This is a genomic window from Pseudoalteromonas agarivorans (assembly GCF_024518735.1).
In the GTDB taxonomy this organism is placed as follows: domain Bacteria; phylum Pseudomonadota; class Gammaproteobacteria; order Enterobacterales; family Alteromonadaceae; genus Pseudoalteromonas; species Pseudoalteromonas atlantica.
The window spans coordinates 55,138-81,108 of record NZ_JANIGJ010000010.1 but is presented as its reverse complement, the minus strand read 5'-3'; the positions used below and the strand labels follow the sequence as shown (position 1 = coordinate 81,108).

The window sequence follows — 25,971 nt, the reverse complement described above, 5'->3', positions numbered from 1 at the left end:
GGGGGTTTTTATGGCTGAAGTACAAGCAGTTAAAAATCTTGATACAGTAAGGCTTGTTAGTTATTTACTAGAAAAGCGTTGTTCAAGACAAATGAGCCAAATATGGAATATTGGCTTAAATCTCGCGCTTAGAATATCTGACTTACTTGCAGTGAAGTTCACTGACATAAACAACGATAGGTTGATTATTTACGAGTCAAAGACCTCGAAATTAGCTGAAATAAAGTTAAATGATAAAGCGCTTACCTTAATCAACGAAATTAAACTGACTCATCCACTCCACATCTACTTATTTCAATCATACCGAAATCAACAAGCGATTAACTCAAAGCCTAAACCGCTATCACGTAGAGCGGTTACAAAAGCATTTGCGCTAGTTGGTGAAGAACTAAATATTCATTTAGGTACTCACTCAATGCGTAAAACACGCGGTTATCACTTGTATCAGAAAACCCACGACATCGCCCGAGTAATGAAAATGCTTCGCCATAGCTCCGAAGCAACCACACTTCGTTATATAGGCATAACACAGGAGGAAATAGACAAAGACTTTGAAGAACTAGAGCTATAACCCTTAGTAGCGTCATTCTGGCGCTGGTTTTACTTAACTAAAAGGAAGGTATTATGTCTTTAGATAAAGCTGTTTCGTGCGGCTTGGTTGGTAATGAGCTATCTAAACAGATAACTGGCAGTATTGATGCTAGCGTAAGCAGAACAGCTGTGGCTATAGGCTCCGGTGCAGCCGCTGGAGCGCTTACATCTGGCGCAATAGTAATTGGTGCAGGCGTTGCCTCTGCGCCTGTTACAATCCCTTTGGCGGTAGCTGGTGGATTAGTTGCTGGCATTGCTAGTTTGTTTGATTAGTTAAATACGAGTGCTCAATATGAGCACTCTTTTAAAGTGTGATAACACCATTTATTTTTTAGGTTCTCATAATGGTATTTTGGGAACTTGCCATCCCTTATATACTAAGGGGTTAAGCTTATTTAGCTACTTGAAGTTCCCAAAAGCTAGTTAAAACGAATAATGGGAAGCACAGGTCTTTATTAAAAGTATTACCTCTGACTATAGCCAAAACAACGCTGCCCTGAACCATATTGCTTAGTATTGAGCTTTGCGAGGTAACTCAGTCGATAAAACAGAGCATGAAAGTCTTGAGTGAAATCAGAGCTATTAGCGCCGAGGTAGTAATGTGCATTATTAGGTAAATGAACTAATTGCATCGTTTCATCCAACGGTAAGCTCAACGCACTCGCCCAGGCCTTAACTGTTCGAGTAAACAGGTTATCACTCTCTGCATTTATTTTACCCGTACAGTGATAGCGGTCTTTATTAAAAAACAGTACACAATGGTAATGTTGATGATGAGCTGTGCTCTGTTCTCTTGCCCAAATATACCTAACATTGCAAGGGTGTGGTGTTCTACCTTCACGAGCTTTACGTTTTGTATCAGCTTTAATCTGCGCCTCAAGAGAAGCAATGAATCGTTTAATAACTTTATTGCTATCTAAATCAATTGTATTTGAATGAGCAGGTAACCTTAAATCAACTCTCACAGCAAACGTTCTTTTATGCTCAGCACATGCAGCAAGCATGACTTTCTCAATAGCATCTAAGTAGGGAATAACTAAGGGCTGATTGTCTCTAGCGAGTGTTTGATATTGCTTGTAAGTAGGGATAGTAGTTACTGAGTATTGTTTTTGATTATTCATCTTCTTTATCCTGAAAAGTATGAGTTCATATCAGGTGGATGAATAGTATTTTTTAAATTGTATTTGTTGTGATAATTACTTCGTTACTAGTAAATCTAATTAATATTACCAAACCGAAATTCCCACTAAAAAAACCAGCTTTATTTTAGATGGTTAATTTCATTAACACATTACTGAGCAACTGCTTTGCAGATTTAAAGTTACTCTGAAGTTATAACAAGTAAAGCCTTGATTTTCTGTTACAAATAAAAAATAATTATATGCATTTATGACATATTAAATATATATAGTTGACACTAAAAACAAATGAAAATGACGCTTTTAAAATGAGTGAATGACAAAAAACAGGAGCTATATGACAGGTAAAATATGTATGATAGACTGATAGTCAAATTAATAAATGAATAATACATATTGAAATTCAATGGATGATTTAAGGGAACACTGGACACCGATTCTAAACTTATTGAGTTCTGATCAGAGAGCTTTAATGTGGTCAGTAAAGAAGATTATGGAAGATACTCCAAGTCGGCACAAACAGCCAAAAAATAAGTTTGAAGCCTTTACAATTATAAAAGAACACTGTGCTTATTTGGATTCAATGGAGTTGATGTCTGTTTTTCCAAGCGCAGTAGATGAGATGACCCGCATACTCTCTTGTTATGAAGATATAACAATTGAAGAATCTGATTTATCTTGGATTTCAGAGAAGAATAAGCAACAGCTTTTTTGGGCTTGGGTTTACATTCACCAAAATCCAATAAAAGAAGTTTATTACAAGCCAGAAAACCCGCTAGCTAAAGAGGCTGTTTATACTTTTGAAGAGATATATCCTTTGTTAGTTGAAAAATTCGACTCATTTAAAACAACAAAGCAATGCAAGCGCAATTATATAAAAAACATGAAACACTCCTATCACCAATTCCTTACAAGCAAGCCAAGTTTAGAGTGGCTCACAGATAAAGCTGATGATGATTGCATATGGGTTTGGGGTTATTTGACAGATAAACTCACGAGCTTAAATTTTTTAAAACCTTTGTCTAATGAAGATTTATTTCATAGTATAATCGCTATCATAGCTAATTGGGATTTGCTCCACCACAATGCAAATACACTAAATAAAGATTTTATAGGTGACCTTGACCCAATTGTAACTAAATCTCAAGAGAAAACTCCAACAAAAAAAGAGCTTGTTTCCAAATTAACGAATGCTTTTAAACAAAGAGAAATTAGAACAAAATCGCAATCGCTAAGCATACTAACAAAGAATAACCACAAGCTTTTGTTAAAATACATGAAGGAACATAGCGTCTCTGAAAAGAAAGCCCTCAATGAAATAGTCGAAGCAATGCTTGATTAGGTTTTATTACTTTAAATTGGCTTGCTCAATAAAGTCACTCCACCAGCGCATAATAGACCTACGTTGTTCTAAATAGTCTGAGCGGTTATATGCCGCTCTTGTTTCATTTTCATCTGCATGAGCTAAGCAGGCTTCAACTAAAAGGCTATCGTAACCTTTTTCATGAAGCGCTGTAGAAGCAACTGAGCGCAAGCCATGTGCTACCAGTTTATCTTTGTAACCCAAGCTACGTTTAATCGCTGCATTCACCGTATAGGTACTTGCATGGCTCTTTTCATTACGCTCACTCGGGAATACATATTCATGGTGACCGCTGAGTGGTTTCATTTGCTCAAGTATTGCCAAAGTAGCAGACGTTAAAGGTACTCGGTGCGCTCTTCTGCGTTTCATTTCTTCAGCTGGAATCATCCATACAGCATCTTCAACATTAATATCGGCCCACTTAGCACCTGCGGCTTCTTTTGAGCGAGTAATAGTATGCAGTTGCCACAAAATTAAAAGCTTTGTTTTGTTCTGGATGGTTTGCGAGCCATTCAGAGCGGTTAAAAAATCAGGTAGCTCTTCAGGTCTAATCGTTGCCATATGCTCTACTGTATTTTTAGTAAATACTTTTATGATTTTTGCTAGTGGATTGGCATTGATAAAGCCATGATTTACTGAGTAATCCATGATCTGGTTTAAGCTTTGGCAAATACGTTTGATTGTGGAGTGTTTACCGTCAGTCTCAAGTGGCCTGAGAATTTCAATAGTATCAATCGCTGTAATGCTTTCTAAAGGTGTGTCTTGCAACTTTGGGAAAATATACATCTCAAGTGTTCGCCACTCCCTAGCTGCGTGATGAGGCGTAACAGTTGGCTTTTTTCGTTCAAACCAAAGTTCTGCGGCAGCTAAAAAAGTATTCGCAGCTTTACGGCTCTCTGCCTGTTTTTTAGCTAGTTCATATGCCTTTGGATTAATACCTTGCGCTAATAGTTCTTGATACTCAATAGCTTTAGTCCTTGCGTTAGCAAGCGATAGTGCTGGATAAAGCCCAAGGGGTAATTTATTAAATTTATCACTTATTGGATCTTTAAACTTAAATTGCCAAGATTTAGTACCGCTAGGTAAAACACGCAGTTGAAGACCGCCACCGTCAGAAAGCGTTTGCTCTTTGCCTGTACTAGTAATTGATTTTATCTTTTTATCCGTTAGACGTACTACAGGCCTAGCCATAATAAGCTCCACAATGATGATTAAGACTAGTATATATAAAATACAATCTCATGGGTACTAACGTGGGTACTAAAAATAGTAGAAGCAACAAGATTAGACTGGACAAATACGGAATAAAAACAGGTCAAAACTATGTTTTAAATGGGATTTTATTATCTCTACGGAGCGGCGCGGAAGTTAATACAAGCGCCCAGGGAACCACTGGATAGCCATTTTTAACTCCTAACATATAATTTGACGCTATTTTAACTGGCAATTCATTTAATTGCGCTATACTGGCGCAAATTTTTTTAGATTAGATATTATGGCTCTTAAATCTACCATTATTAAAGCGCAATTATCGTTAAGCGATATGGACCGCCACGTGTACCAAGATTTTAATTTAACGTTGGCACAGCATCCCTCTGAAACCGAGCAACGCTTGATGATTCGCTTATTAGCCTATGCGCTAAATAGTTGTGATGGCTTAGAATTTACCAAAGGCTTAAGTGCCGACGATGAACCTGAGCTTTGGCATGTAAACTACAGTGAAGAGATAGAGCTGTGGATTGAGCTGGGCTTGCCAGATGAAAAGCGTCTTAAAAAAGCCTGCAATAAAGCTAAAAAAGTGGTGCTTTATACCTATGGCGAAAACAACCAAGCTATTTGGTGGCAAAAACATCAACCTAAATTGTACGATTTTAAAAACTTAAGTATTTTTAGCCTTGATTACGCCGCTACTCAGGCACTTGCAGATTTAGCTGACCGCAATATAAAACTTACCATTACCGTTCAAGATGGTGATGTGTGGGTCAGTTCTGATACGGCTAATATCGAAATAAAACCACAACAGTTAATGTAAATTGTAGGTAAGGGCGTATGAAAATAAACCACGTTATTGTATTACACGGCCTTTATATGTCGGGCTTTGTTATGCGCCCGCTCTGCTCTCGTCTTGAACAGTCTGGAGTTAAAGTACTGAATCTCACTTACAATACGCTCGACCCTAACTTAAGCACCATATTTAAACAAATTGATGAGTTTATTGGTGATGAGCCCTCTGCATTAGTATGTCACTCTATGGGCGGATTAATTGCCCGCGCCTACTTAGAGGCAGGCACGCCAGCGAGTCACCATGTCACTAAAGTGATTACGCTTGGCACACCCCATCAAGGCAGCCACATAGCGCAAAAGATGAAGCAAAAAGGGTTTGAAACCTTTTTAAAAAACAGCGTCGAGTTTTTACTCACTAAAAATGGTAACTGGCCGTTTAAGGCCAAGCTTTACAGTATTGCTGGCGATTTGCCCATTGGGTTAATGCCGTTAATTGTCAAAGGCAGTCAGTCCGATGGCACCGTTTTACTAGACGAAACCAAGCTTAAAGGCATGGCTGAGCATAAAGTGTTTCATTTAAGCCATACCAGTATGATTTACTCTCGCCAAGTGCTTGAATACATTATTAAGTGCCTTAACGAAGCAGCCTAGTCTTCCCCCGCCTCAGCTATTTTATAACTGATTAAAAATATCACCCCCAAAATAAGTGGCATGGGCGCGGCAATGTAGCCAAACGTGTCGGCATTGGCAAAACTTGCGCCTGCTAAATGCGCCACCAGCCCCAATACAAATGCTATAACGGCTATACCTACCACTATTAACTCTGCTTTATTTTGTTTTACTGTTTTTGCATCCATAATCGCTCTCCAATAAATTTAAGATATTTATTTTGCTTGAGTGAATTATGCGCTACAGCCATAAGCATTTACTGATTTAGATCAATACATCAAATAGCCAATATTCAACCTTGTAGAAAACTTGTTTTAGATCATAATTTATCCATGTTTTGTCTTTATTTTATTGTTAAGGGGTAGAATTTTAATAAATTCAACCCATCTATATTGTATGAGTGATTTATTGCGCTGCACGTTATTAATAGTTAAAACCTATTGCATTGACTGGTTTAAACAATTTTACTAATTAATAGCACTGAGCAATAATGATCATCAGTTCATAAATAAACGGTTCATCAAGGAGCAAGGTATGTCACAGGTAAATGCAATTGGTTTAAACAGCGCAAAAAGCGAAGATATTGTTAAGTCACTCAATACATTATTGAGCAGCTACCAAATTCAATACATGAATGCGCGCGGTTTTCATTGGAATATTAAAGGCCGTAACTTTTTTGAATTACACATTAAATTTGAAGAGATTTACAATCTTCTGCTTGAAAAAGTAGATGAAATTGCTGAACGTATTTTAACGTTAGATGGCGCGCCACTTCATGCGTTTTCTGATTACTTAGAAGTAAGTGAAATTAAAGAAGCTAAAAACATTAGCGATGGTACCGCAGCTGTAGAAAACCTATTAGCTGGCTACAGCACTCTAATTAAAATGCAACGTGAAATACTAACTCAAGCAGGTGATGCAGATGATGAAGGTACAGCGTCATTAATGGGTGATTATATTTCAGAGCAAGAAAAACTAGTATGGATGTTAAAAGCGTACTTAGACTAAGCTAAAAAATAAGCCCTCAAAAGGGGAGGGCTACAAATAGGGAGAATCGTAAATTTCTTTGCGATTCGGATACTATATTAGCGCCCCCTATTGACTAAACAACGCCACTGTTACCAGTGGCGTTGTTTTTGGTTTAAGCGGAGCATAAATAATTTTAAAGCAAACTAGCCCACCCTTTTCGCGCTTGCATTAAAAAGCCCCAGCAACGGCTGGGGCTTTTGTTAATACCAGTTCCTTAATTAAGTGAAGCTGGAAAAACGACAATTGTGCAGTATTAACTGCTTAAAATTTACTTCTAAAACCAATATAGAAGGTTTGCCCGATTGGGTCATACGTACCTGCGTCGGTTTCAGTACCTGTGCTTGAGCCACTAACACCTGAAAGTATACGCGGAGGCTCTTTATCAAATAGGTTGTTAGCGCCAGCGTATAGCTCTACCGCGTCACTTATATGATAGCTTGCTTGTACATCATGGTAGGTTACTGAGCCAATACCCACGCCGCCAGCTGGAATACCAAAGCCACTTAAGAATTGATCATCAAAGTCAGCAGCCCCTATGTAGGTCATGCTCCAGTTAAAATCAAAGTCATCAAGCTTATAGCCTAAGTTCCAGTTAGCTTTGTGCTCAGATGCGCCAATTTCACCAGCAAACTCATCTTTATCCGCACCCGGTAACGGAATAGTGTAACCGTCAATCAAGTAAGTGTATGCAAGGCGAGTTCTAAATGCGCCTGGGCCAATATCGGCAGAGTAAGTTAGTGTTAAATCAACACCTTCAGTTCCTAAACCACCACTATTTGATACACCACTGTCAATAAACTCAAGTGAACCTGCGCTATTATTACCAGAAGGGCCGCTACGACGAGTTATAAAGCTACAGAAGCTATCATCACCACCGCCATAACATTGGTCTAAAATAAATTGGCGCGGTGTAGATACAATCGCATCTGTGATTTCTATATCAAAGTAATCAAGGGTAACGTCAAGGCCCGAAATTAGCTCCTCTGGGGTAAATACCACACCCACAGTCACAGAGTCGCCCACTTCTTCTTTTAAGTCTGGGTTACCACGGTTAAAACCACTAATACCCTGTAAATCAGACTGGTTAAGGGTAAACTCACCGTTTGATGCAATATTATTTGTAACACCCGCATCGGCACGACACGCATCACCTACAGCGCCACCGCCACTGTTTGTAACACCTATACATGGATCGTTTAAACCACTTGGGAATGTTTGCGAAGGCGGTGAAAATAACTCATCAATATTAGGCGCACGTGTAGAACGAGCACGGGTAGCACGAAGGCGTAAGCTATCCATCACTTCCCAATCAACACCTACGTTCCAACTTTCTGTATTACCTACTGTTGAGTAGTCAGATAAACGGACTGCGGCGTTCATTGTTACCGCATCCAGCACAGGAATGTTAGCCTCAACATAGTATTCAGTTACATCAAAAGAACCTTCGGTTGCAGGAATTGCATTACCGGCATTTAAGCCCGCTTGCTGTAGGGCATCAAATTCACTGCGAGAAAACTCTTCGCGGTATTCAAAACCAGCCGCAATACCTACCATACCCGCAGGCAGCTCAAATAAATCACCTGAGACATTACCGCCAATAATTTCTTGCTCGACCGACGTAGAAAGCGTACTTGGCGCACTTACAAAATCAATTGCACCTTGCGATAGTGAATTAAATCCGTAAATGTTTACTGGCGCACAATTAAAGCCACGCGCTGTTGCATCAATACAAATCGCTTCATCGGTAATGCCATCCGCATCTAAATCTTGGCTATCAATTACCGCCTCTAAACCTTGGCGAAAGCTTTGTACATTTACTAAGCCACCTGATACTTGCGACTCTTTCGTTTTACCGTACACATAGTAGGTATCGTAAAACCAGCTGTCGTTAATCTCACCCTGAAAGCCCACAGCTAAGCGGAATGTATCACGCTCTGCACGGGCACCACGGTTACCTACGTCACTTAAACGTTTTGCAAAAAAGATATCTCTAGCACCATCACCGTCGGTGTCTGTTGCTGCATTGTAGATATCATCTGGCACAAAGGCATTTCTGAGCATTTCGCCATTTACGTCAAACTCAATTGGCACGCGGCCATTGGCATAAATGTCATCTGAGGCAAACGGAAAAGGCTCTAACTCTGAAATAGTGGTACTAGATGCGTACGTCCCTTCAAAAAAGAAGCTGTGTTTATCTGTTAGCTCGTAACTACCATTTGAGGCAAATAAGTAACGCTCTGTTGGTATAGCAATGGTACGTACGCCGCTTCGGTTAAAGCCGTTGGCATCTATACCGTCACCGCCATTGGTGCTAAACGAGTCTTGTAAGTTGTTGTTTGGATCGTAAGTAAAGCGTGTATCGCCTGCATCAAAACGCCCTTGTGGCGGAAATGATGAGAAAAACGGATTAACGGCTTCAAAAATAGAACCCGGATTTGCCGCCGGATCGTCTTCAAAATAAATACCTGAAAATTGGTCTACTGCAGAGCGCTCACGATCGCGTGAAAACACAGCTCCTTGGTCTGAGTAGCCTAAGTGGAACATGGCTTGACCTTTGCCATCACCCGTAGTTAAACCCGAGGTAAAAGAAAACTGGCGCGATTCATCATCGCCTTCGCTTGATTCGCCGTATTGGCCTTCAAACTCTACGCCTTCAAAGTCATCTTTTAGTACAAAGTTAACTACACCTGCCACCGCATCAGAGCCATATACTGATGATGCGCCACCGGTCATAATTTCCACGCGCTCAATAAATTGACTAGGAATGGTATTTAAATCAACTGCCGAGCTACCAGGTACACCCGATACATAACGGCGCCCATTCACAAGTACTAAAGTACGGTTTGAACCTAAGTTACGCAAATCAACAGTAGCTACACCCGCGCTTGCCGTTGAAAAGTTAGAGTTAGTACGGCTAATAGCTGGAGAACCAAATGCTGGGTTTTCTAGCAGTAGGTTTTGAATGTTTAAAGAACCCGATGCATCAATTGCCTCGCCACTTACAACCTGTATAGGTGCAGATGACATCGCCTCGGCTGAACGAATACGAGAACCCGTTACTTGCACGCGTTCTATTTTTTCTAGTTCGTCTTCTTCTGCGGCTATACCTTGAAAAGAAAAGCCAGCAAGCACTGTCGCACTAAGTGCTAAAGACAATGAAGATTTTTTAAATGTACGACTATCTAAGTTATTTATTTTTTTCATACTATAATGTCCCTGAAATGTTATTTTTGTAACTGGTTGGTTACAAACATTTCAACATTAAGTGGAATAATTTTAAGACACTATGCGCATTATTTAATAGGCATTTAGTCAGGTACAAACAGCAGGATATATGGGATGAAGGTACTTATCCCAGATTGTTATAAATTAGATTAAATTTTTTTTAACATTTTTTATTAAATACACGGTCTTTATAACTACACACTCTAGAGATGGATTTTTTTATGATTACTTACTTTCATGCACTAATTAGAGTTAGCACGAGCAAATTTGCAACATTCTTAACTCAGCAGGTGCAAGCTCACCGTCACTTTGATTCGCAAACGCAACTGCCCGAGCAGCGTTTAGATCAAATAGATACCTCTCGTTTTAATGTGCTTTTTTACGAATTATCTAATTTAAATGATCCTACTCAAATAGTGCACCTAACTGAATTGGCTAAAACAATGAAAGTGGTGGTGATTGCTAGGTCGGCTGAATTTGCTAATTTTGCGTTTGAAGTCGGCGCAGTCGATTTTTTAACCGTCGATGCAACCGCTTCAAGGCTTGAAAAATGCTTCGATAAGCTTATTCATTTATGCCCATTAGCCACACAAGCCGAGCGCTTGTTTAAAGCCGCATCTGAAAACGAGCAACCCATTGCTGCACATATTGTTGTTAAAGATGTAGGTAAGGTACGTTTAATAGATATTAACGATATTGTATGGATAAATGGTGCGGGTAATTATGTAGAGCTGCACTTTAATGGTAACAGCGCCCCCGTTTTACACCGTGAAACCATGAAAAACATTGAGCAACAGCTAGAGCCTGAAGGTTTTATACGTATTCACCGCTCCACGCTAGTTAGAAAACATGCCATAAAAGAGCTTATGCCAACAGACAGCGGCGACTATAAAGTGAAGCTTAAAAACAATATCTCGTTAAATTTATCAAGAAGGTACAAAAACTGCCTAGAGAGCATTATAAGCCCCGTAGCATAGGGGCTTGTAATTCTATTTACCAGTAGGTTTTAATGTATTCATCGTCTGGGTGTTGATGTAGGTAACTTTCTGAGTCTTTATAAAAGTTAACTTCAATATCGCTGTTGTTCCAGACCTTCTCGAACATATTTTTAGCAATAATGTTTGCATATAAGTAATCTACGCGTTCGTAGCCACGCTCTTTTACGCTGGCAAAGTACGCCTCTAACGAGTCCATGCTATCTACAGTTATTAACTCAAATTCTTCTAAATTAACCACAACACATTTTAGTGCGCCTTTGGGGTGCATACTTAATTCGTTCACCACGCCATTAGTTAGTAAAGTAATTCCTTCATTATTAAAACTACCCATTAGCTTTAAATACATGGTGGGTGGCTGAGAGCAAATATAAAACTCTCCATGTGCTCCAAACATAAATAACCTTTTATATATCAGTGCTTCATTAAAGCTTAATACATTTTGCGTATTTTGCAGTTAATTTATAAGCGCAATAAAAAAGGCCATTTCGAGGGCTTTTTCTTCAAGGCTTTTAAAACGCCCAGATGCGCCGCCATGCCCTGCATCCATGTCGGTTTTGAATACCAGTATATTGTTATCGGTTTTGAGTTCTCGCATTTTTGCTACCCACTTCATAGGCTCCCAATACTGTACTTGAGAGTCGTGCAAGCCTGTGGTGACTAAAATGTGCGGGTAATCTTGGGCGCTAATATTATCGTACGGTGAGTACGCGGCTATTACATCATAAAAGTGTTCATCGTTTGGGTTGCCCCATTCATCATACTCGTTAGTGGTAAGTGGAATACTTTCATCTAGCATGGTGGTTAACACATCTAAAAATGGCACATGACACCCTACACCTAAGTAAAGCTCTGGCGCTTGGTTTAATACAGTGCCCATTAACAAACCACCTGCACTGCCGCCAGAGGCAAATACTTTGTTTTTATCACCGTAGCCTTGCTCTACAAGAGCCTTTGTAATATCAATAAAGTCGCTAAAACTATTTTGTTTATGCTCTTTTTTACCTTGCTCGTACCAATGGCGTCCTAGCATTTCGGAGCCTCTAACATGTGCAATCGCATACACAAAACCGCGGTCTAGCAAACTCAATGAGGTACTCGAAAAGCTCGGATCTATCGTGTAACCATATGCACCATAGCCATATTGAAACAGCGGGTTAGTGCCATCTTTGGTAAAGGTGTCTTTTCTATAAACTAACGAAACAGGTACTTGCACGCCATCGCGTGCTGTCACGAATAAGCGCTCAGAGGCATAAAGTGCACTATCAAACCCGCCCAGTACTTGCTGCTGTTTTAACAATGTTTTTTTGCCCGTGGCTAAATCAACATCGTACAACGTTCCAGGCGTGGTTAGGCTTGAATAATAAATACGTACCGAACGTGCCTGTGGCTCGGGGTTCATCGCCACAGCGGCATAGTAACATGGGTCGCTAAATTCAAGCGCCATGCGCTCTTGAGCATGGTTAATAACAACAAAGCGAGCTTGACCTTGCTCGCGCTCAGTTAATACTAAAAAGTCGTCAAATATCTCTACGCCTTCAAGCAACACATGCTCACGGTGCGCGGTGTGCTCTTGCCACTGCGTTTTATCTGCAATCGTTTCGCTTGTTGCCGTCATCAGTCTGAAGTTTTTAGCTTGCCAGTTGGTTACTATGTAATAAGTATCGTCGTGTTTATCTATATCAAACTCATGCCCTTCTTCGCGCGGTAGTAATGCGTTAAATTCTCCTTGCGGGTTATTGGCATCAAGCACCCAGGTATCGTTTGTTTCGGTGGTGGCCAAATCTATAATAATAAGGCTCTCGTCACGGCTTTTACCCAAGCCCATAAAAAAGCTTTTATCGTGCTCTTCGTACACCATAACATCTTGGCTTTGCGCTGTGCCTAGTTCATGCCTAAACACCTGAAAACCCAGTAACGTTTGTAAGTCTTTTTTAACGTAAAATACGGTTTTATTGTCGTTAGCCCAAACAATTTGCCCTTCAGTGTTTTCTAAAACATCGCTGAGCATTTCACCTGTTTGCAGGTTTTTAAAATGTACGCTGTAAATTCTGCGCCCTTCGGTGTCTTCGCTGTATGCCATTAATTGCTCGCATGGGCTTAGCGCGACTTCACCTAGTTCGTAAAATTCATGGTTTTGAGCTAAAGCATTTACATCAAGTAGTAACTGCTTGTTATCGGTGTTAATACTTGTGCTTCTGTAATGACGCGAATACTCATCGTCACCACGTACCTCTGAGTGATACCAGTACTTGCCATCTTTAACCGGCACCGTGTTGTCATCTTTTACGATGCGCCCTTTTAGTTCTTCAAAAATACTGCTTTGAAGTGGTTTTATTGCGGCTAGTTGCTCATCGCAGTATGTATTTTCGGCCGCTAAATGGGCGAGTATTTCTGGGTTTTCGCGCTCATCATCGCGCATCCAGTAGTAGTTATCGGTGCGCGTTTTATTGTGCATAGTTAATTGATGAGGTTGCTTTTTAGCAACAGGAAAACGCGCTAATGATTGAGAAGAAAATTCACTTAAAGACACAACAAAACCGTATAAAAAATAACAATGCAGGCAGTTTATCATAAAAATAAAAAAGCCCACTCATAGAGAGTGGGCTTGAGGTATAAGTCCAAATTTTAAAATTACTGCAATTTTATTCTTGTCATTACACCCATGGGAAGATGGTTTTTATTTTAAAAGCGCTAAGTGACCTTAGTCCAGGCCATTGCCCAGCTTTTTCCGATACCAGGTTCAAAGCTTGGGTCTTTATCATTATTGGTTCTGCAAAATTGGCTAAATGGCCATGCCTTACATTGGTATATATAACCTGTTTTAGGCTGCAGTACGCGAGTCCCCGCGTTGTATTGCTCACCCCCATTAGGGTATACAAAATCATATGCTTGGTTGGTGTACTTAGCGGGGGTATCGCACTTTGCAATGCAATGAAAATCAACCTTTGCCTTATTAATACCGCTACTTTCTAGGGCAAATATTTCGTTATCTCGATAGCCAACAACCAACCCTTGCTTGGTCATTCTACCTGCACTTACCAGGGGCACATGCACGTTTATATACTCAGCAACTAAGCGTGGCCAAGCATGAGGCTCACCTTGTTCTAAAGAGGTAATTTTATAATCAAACGATAAATCAACAAGCACTCCTTGCATGTCTGAAAAGGTTACACTAACCACATCCCCAATGAATAATTGAGTATGATGGTTTAAACAACCTATAGTTGACCATTTTCCACAGGCCAACGACGTATGCATAAACACAGTAACACCTTAAGAGTCACAAAATTTTATCCATATCATATGGATACACAAAAACGACACTGAGGGCAAGCAATACCGTATAAAAATTATGCAGCAGCCCCGCTATCGTAGTTTACACCTTAGACCGGAAACTTTGCGTCTTAGCCTTTCGACTAATTTGCCAACAGAAAAAAGTGATTATAAAACGTGCGCAAAGCTTATTCAAACAAAAGAATGTAACCGAGATTTTTATATAATCCTAAATAACTAAAAAGCCAACTTGTTAAAGTTGGCTTTTAATAGTTTAAGAGGTTTGGTTTATAGGGGCTTTTCGCCTAAATACTTTTCGAAAAGCCATTTTAAACACGCCGCCAATATCGCCTAAAATAATGTACAAGCACGGCACCAATATAAGGGTGATTAGTGTTGCAAACATTACCGCAAAGCCTAGCGCTACTGCCATAGGGATTACAAATTTAGCTTGTAAACTGGTTTCAAACATTATGGGCAGAACCCCTGCAAAGGTTGTAATAGAGGTTAATAATATTGCCCTAAAGCGTGCACAACCGGCTTCTATTACCGCGTTTTTAACGCTTACACCCTCTCGGCGTACTTGGTTTACGTAGTCGGTCATTACCAGCGAGTCGTTTATTACAACGCCAGCCGCGGCTATTAAACCAAAGCCCGACATTAAGCTAATGTCTAAATCAAACCAAAAGTGCCCCCAAATAGCCCCCGTTAAACTAAACGGAATAACCGACATAACAATAAGCGGCTGGGCATAACTTTTAAGTGGTACAGCAAGCAATATATAAACTAAAATCATGCCGCCTACAAAAAACAGCAGCTGCTCATTAGCTTGCGCCTGTTGCTCTTCTATTGCGCCACCTAGCTCTGATTTTACACTTGGGTATTCTTCTTTAAGTTGTGGCAGTAAGTTTTCTTTTACTTGCGAAACCACTTCGCCTGGCTCTATAACTTCTTCATCAATACTGCCGTACACATAAACAGTACGATAACCGCCCTCACGGCGAATATAGCTAATACCCGGCGTTTCGGTTAATTCAACCACATCACCTAAAAGTACTTCACGCCCTTGAGGTGTAGTAACTACAGTGTGTTTTAGCGATGAAAACGCTTCGCGAGTCAGTTTAGGGTAACGTACCATTACTCTTACTTCTTCGCCGTTACGTATTACACGCTGTGCTTCGCCACCATAAAAACTAGCGCCTACTTGGTTTGCAATGTTAGCAAGGTCGAGCCCTAAATCGTAAGCTACAGGTTTTAAGCTCATTTGCACTTCTTTGCTAGCAGGGTCAATGGTTGAGCTTATATCAAACAAGCCTTTTTGTTGCTGCAATAGCTGAATAAACCGACGCCCTGCCGCATTAAGCGTTTCTATATCAGAGCCAAACAGTAAATAACCAAATTCGCCTTCGCCGGTGCCGCCACCGCCGCCAACATCATCTTCAATAGTGAGTGATTTAATACCGGCAATGGTTGGCATAGCTTCTCGCCAGCGGCGCGAAAGTTCAAACGCGTTATAAGGGCGTAAGTCTTCATCTACTAACGGCGCAAGTAACTGAGACTCCGTTCTGCCTTGGTTAAATACCAGTACATCACGAATTATTTTTTGGCCAAATTCACGCTCTGTTTCTTCATCAACTCTTAACACCATGGCTTCTACTTCACGAATAGCTGCAATAGTTTGTAAATCAGACACATTGTCATTCATTTCTATTTGAATTTGCGGAAAATCATGCGGCACTTTAGGAGTGGGTACAGTGCGTACTTTATTTGATGTGATCAGCGCAATGCTTATAAAAAACATAGCAATAAAGCCAAACAATACTGTCCAACGCCAATCTACACAACGCGATATAAAACGCTTATAAGGGCCATTTACAAAACCAAAAAAGCGGGTATTAAACCTATCGCGCCAGCCCCCTTTTTTAATAGGTGAAAAGTGCGTGTGGGCAATGTGCGCCGGTAAAATAAGTTTTGATTCAACTAAGCTAAATACTAAACACAGCATAACTACTACAGCAATACCGTAAAAAAAGGCGCTTTCTGGCCCGCTTGAAAGTGTAAACGGGGCAAACACTGCAATGGTTGTTAGTACACCAAATGTAGCAGGGGTTGCTACACGGTTAGCACCACGGACGACGTTTTCAACTCCGCCTCCGCTTTTTTCAACCTCAGTATAGGCGGCCTCACCTATTACTATGGCGTCATCTACCACTATCCCGAGCACCATAATAAAAGCAAACAACGAAATAATATTAATGCTTATACCAAATAAAGGCATTAGCATCATGGCGCCTAAAAAGCACACTGGTAAGCCAATCATTACCCAAAGCGCTAATTTAAAGCGCAAGAATAATGAAAGCATAATAGCGACTAATATTGCTCCTTGAAACAAGTTAGCTTTCATCATATCAAGGCGCGCATTTAGGTAGTACGTCATGTCCATTAATGGCTCTAACCTAACGCCCGGTGGCAGCTGGGTATTTTTTTGTTCAATAAATGCTTTAACCGAATCGGCAACGGGGATCATGTTTTGATCTTGCGTTGCCTTTACCGACATATACACTGCGTTTTCGCCATTAAATTTAAAGTAGCGCTCGCCTTCGGTAAATTGGTCTTTAATAACAGCAATGTCTTGCAACAATACTTTAGCGCCGTATTCGCCTATTTTTACCGGAATTTGTCTAAACTCATCACCAGAGTAATACTGGTTTTCAACCCGAACAGAAATAATCCCTGCATCTGTTGTTAGTTGTCCCGCCGAAAAATTAGCAGAGTAATTACGCACAGCGGTCATTACATCGCTTAGGGTTAAGTTGTATTGGCGCAAAGTGTCTGGGTCGATTTCAATGGCAATTTCATCAAGCGGCACATCGTTTTCTACCAACGACACGTTTGATAGCTGTAATAGCTCATCTTCAATTTGATTGGCAATTGGTTTGAGTTCTGTCAGCGGCAAATCAGCAACTAAGGTCATCCCTATAACATCTTGCCTAAACTCAATCTGACTTATGGTGACCGGTTCCATACCCGCAGGAAAGGTTGCAATACCATCAACACGCAGCTTTACCTTATCAAGTACATCGGTAAGCTCTGCATCAGTGTTAATTTCAAGGCTTGCTCTACCGCCATTTCTAAAGGCGCGGTACACGCCCTTTTTAATTTCGGTCACATCCTTTAGTGATTCTTCAATTTTTATAAGAATGCTTTCTTCAATTTCTTGTGGTGAGGCACCGGGGTAATTTGCCTCAACATTAATGTAGTTAATTTCTACATTAGGAAACATTTGGCGCTGAATGGTTAAGTAGCTAATAATCCCCATGATGATGATAAAAACCATCATTAGGTTGGCTGCAACTGAGTTTTTAGCAAAATAAGCTATTAACCCTGTTTGTTTTTTTTCAATTGATTCGCTCATTAATTTACACCTTACAACTGTTGCGCATCAGCGCTACTTTCGGTGTTTGTATTAGCGTTACTTGGCTCGCCCATGCCAGCCACTTTAACCTGCATGCCTTTTTGTGGGTACTCAGGTAACGTGGTAACCAACTTATCATCGGCGTTAAGTCCGCTGCTAATATAAAAGTACTCGCCTTCTTCTCTCACTACGGTTACTTTGCGCGGTTCAAGCTCTTGGTTTTCGTTAACTATCCACACCGTTTGGTTATTAACTAATGATTGCGGCAAACGGTAAATATTATTAAGCATGGCGCCTGCAAAATTAACCTGCACGTAGCTGCCAAATTTAATAGCCGGTTGCTGTGTTTTTAAGCCGTATGGGTCTTCAATACGTACCACTAAGCTGCTCATGCGCGTCGCGTTATCTACAATACCTAGGTCGCGGTCAATCACGCCTTCACGTGTAAAACTGTTTAAACCTTTTTGAATAATAGTGGCCTTAATGCCCTTAATTCGCTCCGGTAAAAATACGCTATCAAAACCAGCAATAGGAATAATAACCTCTGCTGTTTCTATATTATTTAAATCGGCCACTTGTGCGCCCATAGCCACAAACTGGCCTACCCCCACATTACGACTTATAACAAGCGCATCGTAAGGTGCTTTTATATCGCAGTTTTCTAAATCGCGTTGCGCTCTTTTTAATGCGGCTTGCGCCGATTTAACCGCTGCTTGGGCGCTTAGCACCTGTGGTTTACGTAAAAACAAGTCAGTACGTGCCTTACTCGGAAAACGCTTTGCTTCGTCTTCGGCCACTTTTGCCTGCGCTTGCTCTTCAATTAAGGCCGCTTTGGCACGCGCTAAATCGGCTTCGGCTACCAATACGGCTGCTTCGTAGTTGTCTTTTTCAATGCTAATAAGTGTATCGCCACGAGAAACCACGCCACCCGCTACAAAGTTAGGGTGCCAGCTAATTACTTCGCCCGACACCTGCGCCGCCAACTGCGTGTTTTCTAATGGTTTTATTTCGCCATAGCTGTTTATTATTACTTGATGATTATTAGCTTCTACAGGCTCAACTTGCACGGTGGGGCGTGTATCTACTGCTGTTTTACTTTGATCTTCTTGTGCAATAGCGTTTATTCCCATAAAGCCCACTACACCAATGGCTAATGCTACAAATGGGAACACCCATCTCAGTGAATTTGATTGCATATCCTAATTACCTCATATTTCTACTAACACTATAATAACAGAGCGCAATAAAACATTAACCTGACATTTGTAAGCAACTGTTACAAATCAAATTGGGAACTAAATATAGCTGTGTACCCGTTAACAAACACCTGCTATTCATCGCATTTATTATATTTTGTTACAAACTTTTACTATTTAAAATCAACAAATTACAGGTTTAGGCTATTATTTCATCGAGAAGATGTGCGAACAAATTTTAATTTACGTACAGTCACACTAAATAAATAACAGCGAAAAAAATTATTACAATGAAATTAACAACCCTTGCGCTAACACTTAGTGTAGCGCTTAGCGGCCACGCACTGGCTAGCGATAAAAAAGAAGACAAAAAACCACAAACCCTAAGCGAAATGGTCGAAGGACAAACCGAATTTTCAGGTATTTTTAATTTATACCAAGACCCAAAAACCGGTGAGCACTTAATGGTGATCGCCGAATCGCAGCTTAATACCCCTTTTGTATACTTTGCTCATACAGTCGACGGTGTCACTGATGCTGGGCATTATCGCGGTGCCTATAGAGAAACCAAGCTTATTGAGTTTAGAAAATACTTTGACCGCATAGATATAGTTAGCAAAACCCCTCGCTATAAATTTGATCAAAACAGTGCCATTGCCAAAGCAAGCAATGCCAATATTAGCGAAGCCGTTTTAGCCAGCATTAAAATAGAAAAAGAAGAGCAAGGAAAAATAGCCTTTAAGGTCAACAAGCTATTTTTAAGTGAGGCGCTACACAAGGTATCGCCAACGCCAAACCCAGCCGATAAAAAAGCTAAAAAACGCTTTAAAGTGGGTAAATTAAACAGCAAAAAGTCGCGTATTGTTAAGCAGCGTCCTTACCCAAACAACTTAGATGTGGTTGTAGATTACGTATTTAGTAATGCCAGCCCCACAGTGCGTGGTACAAGCGCAGTAAGCGACCCGCGCAATGTCTCTGTAAAAGTGCAGCACTCTTTTGTTGCATTACCAAAAAACGACTATAAACCACGTAAAGATGACGCGCGCATAGGCTATTTCACCAATCAATTTGATCTAATGACCTCGACCGATTGGGCACCGTATGAAGATGTTATTAAACGCTGGGACCTACAAAAGAAAAACCCTAGTGCTGAGCTTTCTGAGCCAGTAAAGCCAATTACCTGGTGGATAGAAAATACCACCCCAGTAGAGTGGCGCGACACAATACGCGATGCCGTACTTACCTGGAATAGCGCTTTTGAAAAAGCCGGTTTTAAAAACGCACTAGAAGTTAAAGTACAACCCGATGACGCAACCTGGGATGCTGGTGATATTAACTACAACGTATTACGTTGGACTTCATCACCTAAACCGCCATTTGGTGGCTACGGGCCGGCTCTGGCCAACCCGCTAACCGGTGAAATACTTGGCTCAGACATTATGCTTGAGTTTGTGTTTATGAAAAACCGCTGGATTTACGACACGCTTTATACACAAGGTACAATGAGCCACGGCGAAAACCTGCACACAAGTGGCGATTTAAATTGCTCACTAGGCCATGAAATTCAACAAAACCTATTACTTGCTAAAGGTTTAGCAACAGGTGCCTCGATTGATGACAATGAAATGATTCGCCAAGGTTTAACTCAGTTAATTCTTCATGAAGTAGGCCATACACTAGGCTTAAACCACAATATGAAATCGTCTATTTTGTGGGATGAAAAAGAGGTTCATGATAAAACCAAAACCCAAGGCATAGTTACAGGCTCAGTGATGGATTATGCGCCGGCCAACATAGCCCCCATTGGTGTGCAGCAAGGCGATATTTTTCAAACCAAACCAGGCCCTTATGACGATTGGGCTATAAACTATGGCTACAGCACAGCCCTTGAAGATGAAACCGCAGAGCGCGCACGCCTAAATACTATATTAGCGCGCTCTAGCGAGCATGCGCTTGCCTTTGGTAACGATGCCGACGACATGCGCGCACCGGGTCGCCATATAGACCCACGCGTAATGATAGGCGACCTTTCATCAAACCCTGTAGCCTATGGCGCCGACCGTATGGCGCTAATTAATACGTTATTTACTGAGCTAAAAGAGAAAGCCACAGTAAAAGGTGAGTCTTACCAACAACTGGTTACCTCAGCTAATAGTTTATTTGGCCAATACCGCTCGCAAGCGGGCATTGTTTCTCGCCAAATAGGTGGCGTATATGTTGAACGTGCCGTTGTGGGCGACAAGCATGCTGATAAACCCTTTACCCCCGTACCGCTTGAGCGCCAAACACAAGCAATGAACATACTTGCTAAATATGTATTTGCGCCAGATGTACTCACTAGCATGCAACCACTGTATAACTATTTACAGCAACAACGTCGCGGCTTTAGCCATTATGGTAAAAATGAAGACCCTAAAGCGCACAAAATGATTTTAGGCATGCAAAAAACAGTACTTGCGCAATTGCTGCACCCTGCTGTTATGCTGCGTATTTCAGACACCGCGTTGTACGGTAACGAATATAGCCTAACGCAATTTATGGACGACCTAACTGCCAGTATTTTTGTTGATAGCAAAGAGAGCACGTCTATTAGCCGCAATCTACAAATTGAGTATGTAAATCAGCTTATTGCTATTGCAGGCCTAGGCAAAGCCAGTAAACACGACAATTTGGCAAAAACTGCCGCGCTCTATCAGTTAACACAAATAGCTGATACAAGCGTAGGATGGGGAGCCGATACAGCAACTAAAGCGCATAAAAAGTATATTGATTACTTAATAGCTAAAGCGTTAGAAGCTTAACTAACTAAATCAAACAGGCCACGTAATACGTGGCCTGTTTATTTATAAATAAATTGTGCCTTTTAAATACCGCACAGCGTTACCGGTTAAGGTCACTGTATTTTCGCCTACTTCGCATTGTATAAAACCACCACGGCTTGAAGCCTGATACGCGTTTAATTTATTTTTACCTAACTGATGCGCCCAGTAAGGGGCAAGGCCGGTGTGAATAGAGCCCGTAACAAAGTCTTCTTCGCCACCACTTGCTGGCCAAAAATAACGAGACACAATATCGTACTCAGCAGAACTGGCTGTGGCGACCACATCTAGTGGATATAAGGTTTTTAACAAATCAGACTCAGTGGTTAAATCATGAATTTGTTGAGCATTTTCGTATATAGTAAAATATGCTTGGCGGTTTTTAAGCACCTTAATAGGTTGTATAGACAATCCTTTCAACAACGCATCAGGTATAGTTTGTACTTCATCTGGCGCTTGTTTAGGAAAGGTCATAGCAAAACTACCATCGCTATTTTTATTAACAATAAGCTCCCCTACAGCCGCGGCGTTAAAGCGCACTTGGCTAAGGTTGTACTGCTCGCATAAAACATACGCAGCAGCGAGCGTAGCGTGGCCGCAAAAATCTATTTCCATTAATGGCGAAAACCACCGTATTGCAAAACTGCCATCTGCCTGAGGGCAAGTAAACGCAGTTTCAGAAACATTATTTTCAGCGCCAATATTAAGCATTAACTCATCACTAAGCCACGACTCAAGCGGGATCACAGCCGCGTAATTGCCTTTGAATAACTCGCTGGTAAACGCATCAATTTGATGGATGGTGAGTTGCATAGGTTCCCCCCTAAATTAATTAGAGTTTAAACCTGCCACATAGCCATTAAATAATCACTATTAATTTTATAGTTAAGCCATTGCGGGGCGCATTTTATAATATTGCATACATGCAAATTGCACGGCATTTGTAAGTAGTAACATAACAAACATTAAAATATGCGAGGTGCTGGGCATAGCACTGCTTAGCTCTACAAATAAGCCACAGGTACCTGCTACAAACTGTAAGCTAAAGTAGCGGGCGCTTAAATTGCTAATATTGCCACTGCGTAAGGTTTTATACGTTTGCGGCATAACCCGCACTGAGCTCATTACCAGCCCTACGTATGTAAGGGCGTTGAGCACCGATGATGTTTCTAGGCTTTTATTTAACAGCAATAAAAAAGGTAATAACGAAAAGCCAAGCATAGCCACAAGCTGTATACGTTCAGCTTTTGCGGCGTTATAGCGTGCAAAGTAATATAAGATTAAACCACTTAGCGCTCCAGTTACAAAAAATGGTAAAGCAATAAAGTAGCGTTCAAAATAAATATTGTAGGTAATAAAGTAGAGGCTTTGCGCTAAACCAAAGGTCATCATTAATAGTGATAACCCCGACACACTGCGATTCTTTCTAATTTTGCTCAATAGCGGTAAAAAGCTAAAAACTAAAATAAAAGCCGACAAAATAGGTAGATAGTGCGCCAAAACAACCTCGCTCGTTACTTAAATGTTAATATAAAACCCGCTTGAAACAATAAATAAACATATGTTTTTAAAAGGGTTTTAAAGTGAGCGCGCATTGTAATGATGAATACATTTTACTCAACAAATTAGCGTAAACCTATATTAGGCACTGGCAAGATAGCTGTACAAAAAGCGTTACTTTAAGTGAACACCAGAGCCTCTTTGCATTTAAAAGTTACCAACCTTACACCACAGCTTAAACACATTTTACTCTAGAGATCGGCTCGCTCTAAAACAATTATTGTGCATTCATCGCACAACTATGAAATAGAACTGATAATTGTTATCATACGCAGGTCCGTGGCAATTACACAAAAAATAAACTATGAGAAAAACACTTTTTAAAATTCACAGCTGGGTAGCCCTTATAGCGCTTATTCCGCTGCTTGTTATCAGTATAACTGGTAGCGTTTTGGTATTTAAAAGCGAGATTGACGGCTTACTAATGCCAGACAGTCACTTTGTTGTACAACAACAAGCCAACCGCTTACCTATTGATACACTTATAACAAAAACTCAAAAAACCTACCCTGAGTATGTCGTAGGTAGCTGGGAAATATTTAACGATAATACTGCTGATCGGGTTTATTTAATTAAACGCGGTACAGAGGACTGGTATAAATTTCATTTAGATCAATACACGGGCAATATTTTATCGGAGCCAGTAGGTACTAGCCATTACTTTACCGACTGGTTTTTAGACTTACATTACACCTTTTTACTTAACGATTTAAAAAGCTTACCAGGGCAAACTGGCACTGTTTTAGGGTTCTTTTTTGCGGTGTTTTTTTTAGTACTGGGTATTACGGGTCTTATTATTTATCGTAAGTTTTGGCAGCGTTTATTTAGCGTACGCTGGCGTGCAACTCTGCAAATAGTGCTTAGCGACATTCATAAAATGACCGGCGTAATTGGCTCGCCAATTATTATAATTTTAGCCATCACCGGCGGCTACTTTAACGGCGCGGTGTGGTATCACGAAGTAATTGAACACGCAGAAGAAGAGCACTTTGTATTAACTAAAGATTTATACAATGAAGAGATTTCTTTTCAGCACGTACTTGATGACAGCCAAAAGCAAATACCCACCTTTAATGGTACGTTTTTAGTAATGCCGCTTGAGCCAGACGAAAACATAACGTTATTTGGTGAGGTTGATACCAGCAACCCGCTTGCCAGTGAATATGCCAATACCGTGACTTACAATAAGCTAACGGGCGAGCATATGGCTAACTGGGACATTCGCGAAGTGGGTGTAGGTTGGCAAGTAATTGATAGCTTTAGAAAACTACACTTTGGTTATTTTGCAGGGCTCATTAGTAAAATAATTTGGTGTGTTATTGGTTTAAGCCCTGTTTGGCTTGGCGGTACTGGCTTTTATTTATGGTTTACTCGCCGTAAGCGTAAAAAACAGTCTCAAAAAAACCGCTTAAGTAAACACCGCACTGTAAGTGCTTGATTAAAAAATCACCTCACTGTAATGTTAAAAATCACAGTGAGGTGATATATGAAATATTTAGTTTTTACACTTAGTTTATTGCTAACTGCTTGCAGTAGCACCCCGCCCGAAGCGCCAATTAAAAAAGTACAACTTACCCATATAATAAATCACTCGCTTTTCGAGCAGGTTAAAACACCTAGCGAGCACAGTATTTTTGAGCTGTCGGAGCCTGAAAAAAGCGCATTTTTAACCTACGCACACTCGCGTTTAAACAATGTACGCGCTGATGAAATTATTTTTAATTACCTGCAAAACCAGCTCACCAACTTTAAGTATGATGGCGCCACCCTCACAGCCCAACAAGCGATTGAACGCTCAGAAGGTAACTGCATTAGTTTAGCCATACTTACGCAAAGCTATGCGCAGCTTTTAAACCTCGAAACCAGCTTTCAAGAAATGACGAGCGAACCTGTGTATGCCAAAGAAGGCAATGTAATTTATGTTGCTAACCACTTTAGAACGAAAATTTACGCCCCAAAAAAAGAAACAGATGAAGATATTATTGTAATAATTCGCGCAGGCACGTTAATTGATTACTTCCCCACCCGTGGCAGCTTTTACTCAGGCAGCGCTACGTATAACGATTTACTCTCTAATTTTTATAGCAACTTAGCCGCTACGGCACTAGCCGAAAACAACCTTAATAAGGCTTACTCTTTAATTATGCAAGCCAACCGCTTTACCCCAAACGATGCAGAACTGTTTAATATAGCCGGCGTGCTGCACCGCCGTGCAGGCGATTTAAAAAGCGCTCACATGATTTACCAAACCGCGCTTGATAGAAACGATATAAGTATAAATTTAATTAATAACTATCGAATATTAGCAAAAGAGCTGGGAGATAAAACACTAGAAAAACGCCTAACAAGCCAGCTTGTTGATAAAGAAAAAGATCCCTACGAGCTACTCGTTATTGCTAAAAATAACTTACATCAGGGCAAGGTCACTCAAGCTAAAAAACAACTCGAACTTGCCATTGCAAAAGCCCCTTATATATCGGAGCTCTATTTAGAGCTGGCTAAAATTCGCTACCAACAAGGTAACACAGCGCAAACACAAAGCTTGCTTGAAAAAGCCATCCAATATGAGCGCAATAAAGAAAGGCTAAACGTATATCAAGCTAAGCTTGCGTCGCTAAACAAGCACAATTAATCATCTTTATTTTAAATTAGTTTAAACGCGGCTTTTGCTAATGCACTTATTACACAAG

Annotated in this window: 21 protein-coding genes and 1 riboswitch; of the genes, 10 read left to right on the top strand and 11 right to left on the bottom strand. The window is 40.6% G+C overall.

Annotated elements, in window-relative coordinates; translation table 11 throughout:
• Positions 1–10: 10 nt before the first annotated feature.
• Both NQT65_RS16550 and NQT65_RS16545 read left to right on the top strand, forming a co-directional pair.
• Positions 11–571, top strand: a complete 561-nt coding sequence (locus NQT65_RS16550; RefSeq protein WP_256851586.1) for a tyrosine-type recombinase/integrase — start codon at positions 11–13, stop codon at positions 569–571.
• A gap of 53 nt (positions 572–624) precedes the next feature.
• Positions 625–864 carry a hypothetical protein gene (locus tag NQT65_RS16545; protein ID WP_039488705.1) on the top strand — a complete coding sequence of 80 codons (240 nt, stop codon included), beginning with the start codon at positions 625–627 and terminating at the stop codon, positions 862–864.
• Positions 865–1,055: 191 nt separating this feature from the next.
• On the opposite strand, the gene NQT65_RS16540 is transcribed toward NQT65_RS16545, so the two are convergent.
• A complete protein-coding gene (locus NQT65_RS16540; RefSeq protein WP_256851585.1) occupies positions 1,056–1,712 on the bottom strand; it encodes an inovirus Gp2 family protein in 657 nt (218 codons plus the stop codon).
• A 511-nt stretch (positions 1,713–2,223) separates the two neighbouring features.
• Here NQT65_RS16540 and NQT65_RS16535 point away from each other — a divergent pair.
• Positions 2,224–3,072 carry a hypothetical protein gene (locus tag NQT65_RS16535; protein ID WP_256851584.1) on the top strand — a complete coding sequence of 283 codons (849 nt, stop codon included), beginning with the start codon at positions 2,224–2,226 and terminating at the stop codon, positions 3,070–3,072.
• A 6-nt stretch (positions 3,073–3,078) separates the two neighbouring features.
• On the opposite strand, the gene NQT65_RS16530 is transcribed toward NQT65_RS16535, so the two are convergent.
• Entirely contained in the window at positions 3,079–4,284 is a 1,206-nt protein-coding gene (locus tag NQT65_RS16530) for a tyrosine-type recombinase/integrase (protein WP_256851583.1), read from the bottom strand.
• 304 nt (positions 4,285–4,588) lie between these two features.
• On the opposite strand from NQT65_RS16530, the gene NQT65_RS16525 reads away from it, so the two are divergent.
• Positions 4,589–5,125 (top strand): YaeQ family protein, encoded by a 537-nt coding sequence (locus NQT65_RS16525; RefSeq protein WP_024033976.1) that lies wholly within the window; start codon positions 4,589–4,591, stop codon positions 5,123–5,125.
• A gap of 17 nt (positions 5,126–5,142) precedes the next feature.
• Positions 5,143–5,748 (top strand): PGAP1-like alpha/beta domain-containing protein, encoded by a 606-nt coding sequence (locus NQT65_RS16520; RefSeq protein ID WP_004585990.1) that lies wholly within the window; start codon positions 5,143–5,145, stop codon positions 5,746–5,748.
• Here NQT65_RS16520 and NQT65_RS16515 read toward each other — a convergent pair.
• On the bottom strand, positions 5,745–5,954 hold the full coding sequence (locus NQT65_RS16515; protein WP_024033977.1) for a hypothetical protein: 210 nt from the start codon (positions 5,952–5,954) through the stop codon (positions 5,745–5,747). The two genes, NQT65_RS16520 and NQT65_RS16515, sit on opposite strands and share 4 nt — an antisense overlap.
• A 346-nt stretch (positions 5,955–6,300) precedes the next feature.
• On the opposite strand from NQT65_RS16515, the gene NQT65_RS16510 reads away from it, so the two are divergent.
• Positions 6,301–6,774 (top strand): Dps family protein, encoded by a 474-nt coding sequence (locus NQT65_RS16510; protein WP_096042489.1) that lies wholly within the window; start codon positions 6,301–6,303, stop codon positions 6,772–6,774.
• Positions 6,775–7,056: 282 nt separating this feature from the next.
• Here NQT65_RS16510 and NQT65_RS16505 read toward each other — a convergent pair whose 3' ends face one another.
• Positions 7,057–9,999 (bottom strand): TonB-dependent receptor domain-containing protein, encoded by a 2,943-nt coding sequence (locus tag NQT65_RS16505; protein WP_256851582.1) that lies wholly within the window; start codon positions 9,997–9,999, stop codon positions 7,057–7,059.
• Positions 10,000–10,241: 242 nt separating this feature from the next.
• On the opposite strand from NQT65_RS16505, the gene NQT65_RS16500 reads away from it, so the two are divergent.
• Positions 10,242–10,997, top strand: coding sequence for a LytR/AlgR family response regulator transcription factor (locus NQT65_RS16500; RefSeq protein ID WP_024033980.1), 756 nt, complete (start codon positions 10,242–10,244; stop codon positions 10,995–10,997).
• 16 nt (positions 10,998–11,013) lie between these two features.
• Here the strand turns inward: NQT65_RS16500 and NQT65_RS16495 are convergent, their stop codons facing one another.
• From NQT65_RS16495 to NQT65_RS16475, 5 genes are all read right to left on the bottom strand, one after another.
• Positions 11,014–11,412 carry a hypothetical protein gene (locus NQT65_RS16495; RefSeq protein WP_138685051.1) on the bottom strand — a complete coding sequence of 133 codons (399 nt, stop codon included), beginning with the start codon at positions 11,410–11,412 and terminating at the stop codon, positions 11,014–11,016.
• Between the two features lie 60 nt (positions 11,413–11,472).
• Positions 11,473–13,590 (bottom strand): S9 family peptidase, encoded by a 2,118-nt coding sequence (locus tag NQT65_RS16490; protein ID WP_276537891.1) that lies wholly within the window; start codon positions 13,588–13,590, stop codon positions 11,473–11,475.
• A 119-nt stretch (positions 13,591–13,709) separates the two neighbouring features.
• Complete coding sequence (locus NQT65_RS16485) at positions 13,710–14,276, bottom strand: chitin-binding protein (protein ID WP_256851581.1); 567 nt, start codon at positions 14,274–14,276, stop codon at positions 13,710–13,712.
• Positions 14,277–14,371: 95 nt separating this feature from the next.
• Positions 14,372–14,454: riboswitch (cyclic di-GMP riboswitch) on the bottom strand.
• A gap of 111 nt (positions 14,455–14,565) precedes the next feature.
• Entirely contained in the window at positions 14,566–17,706 is a 3,141-nt protein-coding gene (locus tag NQT65_RS16480; protein ID WP_126008619.1) for an efflux RND transporter permease subunit, read from the bottom strand.
• 11 nt (positions 17,707–17,717) lie between these two features.
• Positions 17,718–18,902 (bottom strand): efflux RND transporter periplasmic adaptor subunit, encoded by a 1,185-nt coding sequence (locus NQT65_RS16475; protein ID WP_054983590.1) that lies wholly within the window; start codon positions 18,900–18,902, stop codon positions 17,718–17,720.
• A 290-nt stretch (positions 18,903–19,192) separates the two neighbouring features.
• Between NQT65_RS16475 and NQT65_RS16470 the strand changes: the two genes are divergently transcribed.
• Positions 19,193–21,703, top strand: a complete 2,511-nt coding sequence (locus NQT65_RS16470) for a zinc-dependent metalloprotease (RefSeq protein ID WP_256851580.1) — start codon at positions 19,193–19,195, stop codon at positions 21,701–21,703.
• Positions 21,704–21,745: 42 nt separating this feature from the next.
• On the opposite strand, the gene NQT65_RS16465 is transcribed toward NQT65_RS16470, so the two are convergent.
• Positions 21,746–22,534 carry a PhzF family phenazine biosynthesis protein gene (locus NQT65_RS16465; protein WP_256851579.1) on the bottom strand — a complete coding sequence of 263 codons (789 nt, stop codon included), beginning with the start codon at positions 22,532–22,534 and terminating at the stop codon, positions 21,746–21,748.
• A 72-nt stretch (positions 22,535–22,606) separates the two neighbouring features.
• The gene (locus tag NQT65_RS16460; RefSeq protein ID WP_029773076.1) at positions 22,607–23,221 is read right to left on the bottom strand and encodes a PQ-loop domain-containing transporter; all 615 of its coding nucleotides are present in this window, start codon (positions 23,219–23,221) and stop codon (positions 22,607–22,609) included.
• 364 nt (positions 23,222–23,585) lie between these two features.
• Here NQT65_RS16460 and NQT65_RS16455 point away from each other — a divergent pair, with 364 nt between their 5' ends.
• Complete coding sequence (locus NQT65_RS16455) at positions 23,586–24,719, top strand: PepSY-associated TM helix domain-containing protein (protein ID WP_055255441.1); 1,134 nt, start codon at positions 23,586–23,588, stop codon at positions 24,717–24,719.
• A gap of 48 nt (positions 24,720–24,767) precedes the next feature.
• A complete protein-coding gene (locus tag NQT65_RS16450; protein ID WP_126008625.1) occupies positions 24,768–25,913 on the top strand; it encodes a tetratricopeptide repeat protein in 1,146 nt (381 codons plus the stop codon).
• Positions 25,914–25,971: the final 58 nt, after the last annotated feature.

Excerpts from the sequence above, each read along its gene's own strand:
- NQT65_RS16530 (WP_256851583.1), bottom strand. The coding sequence starts at position 4,284 with ATGGCTAGGCCTGTAGTACGTCTAACGGATAAAAAGATAAAATCAATT.
- NQT65_RS16515 (WP_024033977.1), bottom strand. The coding sequence starts at position 5,954 with ATGGATGCAAAAACAGTAAAACAAAATAAAGCAGAGTTAATAGTGGTA.
- NQT65_RS16470 (WP_256851580.1), top strand. The coding sequence starts at position 19,193 with ATGAAATTAACAACCCTTGCGCTAACACTTAGTGTAGCGCTTAGCGGC.
- NQT65_RS16455 (WP_055255441.1), top strand. The coding sequence starts at position 23,586 with ATGAGAAAAACACTTTTTAAAATTCACAGCTGGGTAGCCCTTATAGCG.
- NQT65_RS16490 (WP_276537891.1), bottom strand. The coding sequence starts at position 13,590 with ATGATAAACTGCCTGCATTGTTATTTTTTATACGGTTTTGTTGTGTCT.
- NQT65_RS16550 (WP_256851586.1), top strand. The coding sequence starts at position 11 with ATGGCTGAAGTACAAGCAGTTAAAAATCTTGATACAGTAAGGCTTGTT.
- NQT65_RS16540 (WP_256851585.1), bottom strand. The coding sequence starts at position 1,712 with ATGAATAATCAAAAACAATACTCAGTAACTACTATCCCTACTTACAAG.
- NQT65_RS16495 (WP_138685051.1), bottom strand. The coding sequence starts at position 11,412 with ATGTTTGGAGCACATGGAGAGTTTTATATTTGCTCTCAGCCACCCACC.
- NQT65_RS16450 (WP_126008625.1), top strand. The coding sequence starts at position 24,768 with ATGAAATATTTAGTTTTTACACTTAGTTTATTGCTAACTGCTTGCAGT.
- NQT65_RS16465 (WP_256851579.1), bottom strand. The coding sequence starts at position 22,534 with ATGCAACTCACCATCCATCAAATTGATGCGTTTACCAGCGAGTTATTC.
- NQT65_RS16480 (WP_126008619.1), bottom strand. The coding sequence starts at position 17,706 with ATGAGCGAATCAATTGAAAAAAAACAAACAGGGTTAATAGCTTATTTT.
- NQT65_RS16500 (WP_024033980.1), top strand. The coding sequence starts at position 10,242 with ATGATTACTTACTTTCATGCACTAATTAGAGTTAGCACGAGCAAATTT.
- NQT65_RS16545 (WP_039488705.1), top strand. The coding sequence starts at position 625 with ATGTCTTTAGATAAAGCTGTTTCGTGCGGCTTGGTTGGTAATGAGCTA.
- NQT65_RS16525 (WP_024033976.1), top strand. The coding sequence starts at position 4,589 with ATGGCTCTTAAATCTACCATTATTAAAGCGCAATTATCGTTAAGCGAT.
- NQT65_RS16510 (WP_096042489.1), top strand. The coding sequence starts at position 6,301 with ATGTCACAGGTAAATGCAATTGGTTTAAACAGCGCAAAAAGCGAAGAT.
- NQT65_RS16535 (WP_256851584.1), top strand. The coding sequence starts at position 2,224 with ATGGAAGATACTCCAAGTCGGCACAAACAGCCAAAAAATAAGTTTGAA.
- NQT65_RS16485 (WP_256851581.1), bottom strand. The coding sequence starts at position 14,276 with ATGCATACGTCGTTGGCCTGTGGAAAATGGTCAACTATAGGTTGTTTA.
- NQT65_RS16475 (WP_054983590.1), bottom strand. The coding sequence starts at position 18,902 with ATGCAATCAAATTCACTGAGATGGGTGTTCCCATTTGTAGCATTAGCC.
- NQT65_RS16505 (WP_256851582.1), bottom strand. The coding sequence starts at position 9,999 with ATGAAAAAAATAAATAACTTAGATAGTCGTACATTTAAAAAATCTTCA.
- NQT65_RS16520 (WP_004585990.1), top strand. The coding sequence starts at position 5,143 with ATGAAAATAAACCACGTTATTGTATTACACGGCCTTTATATGTCGGGC.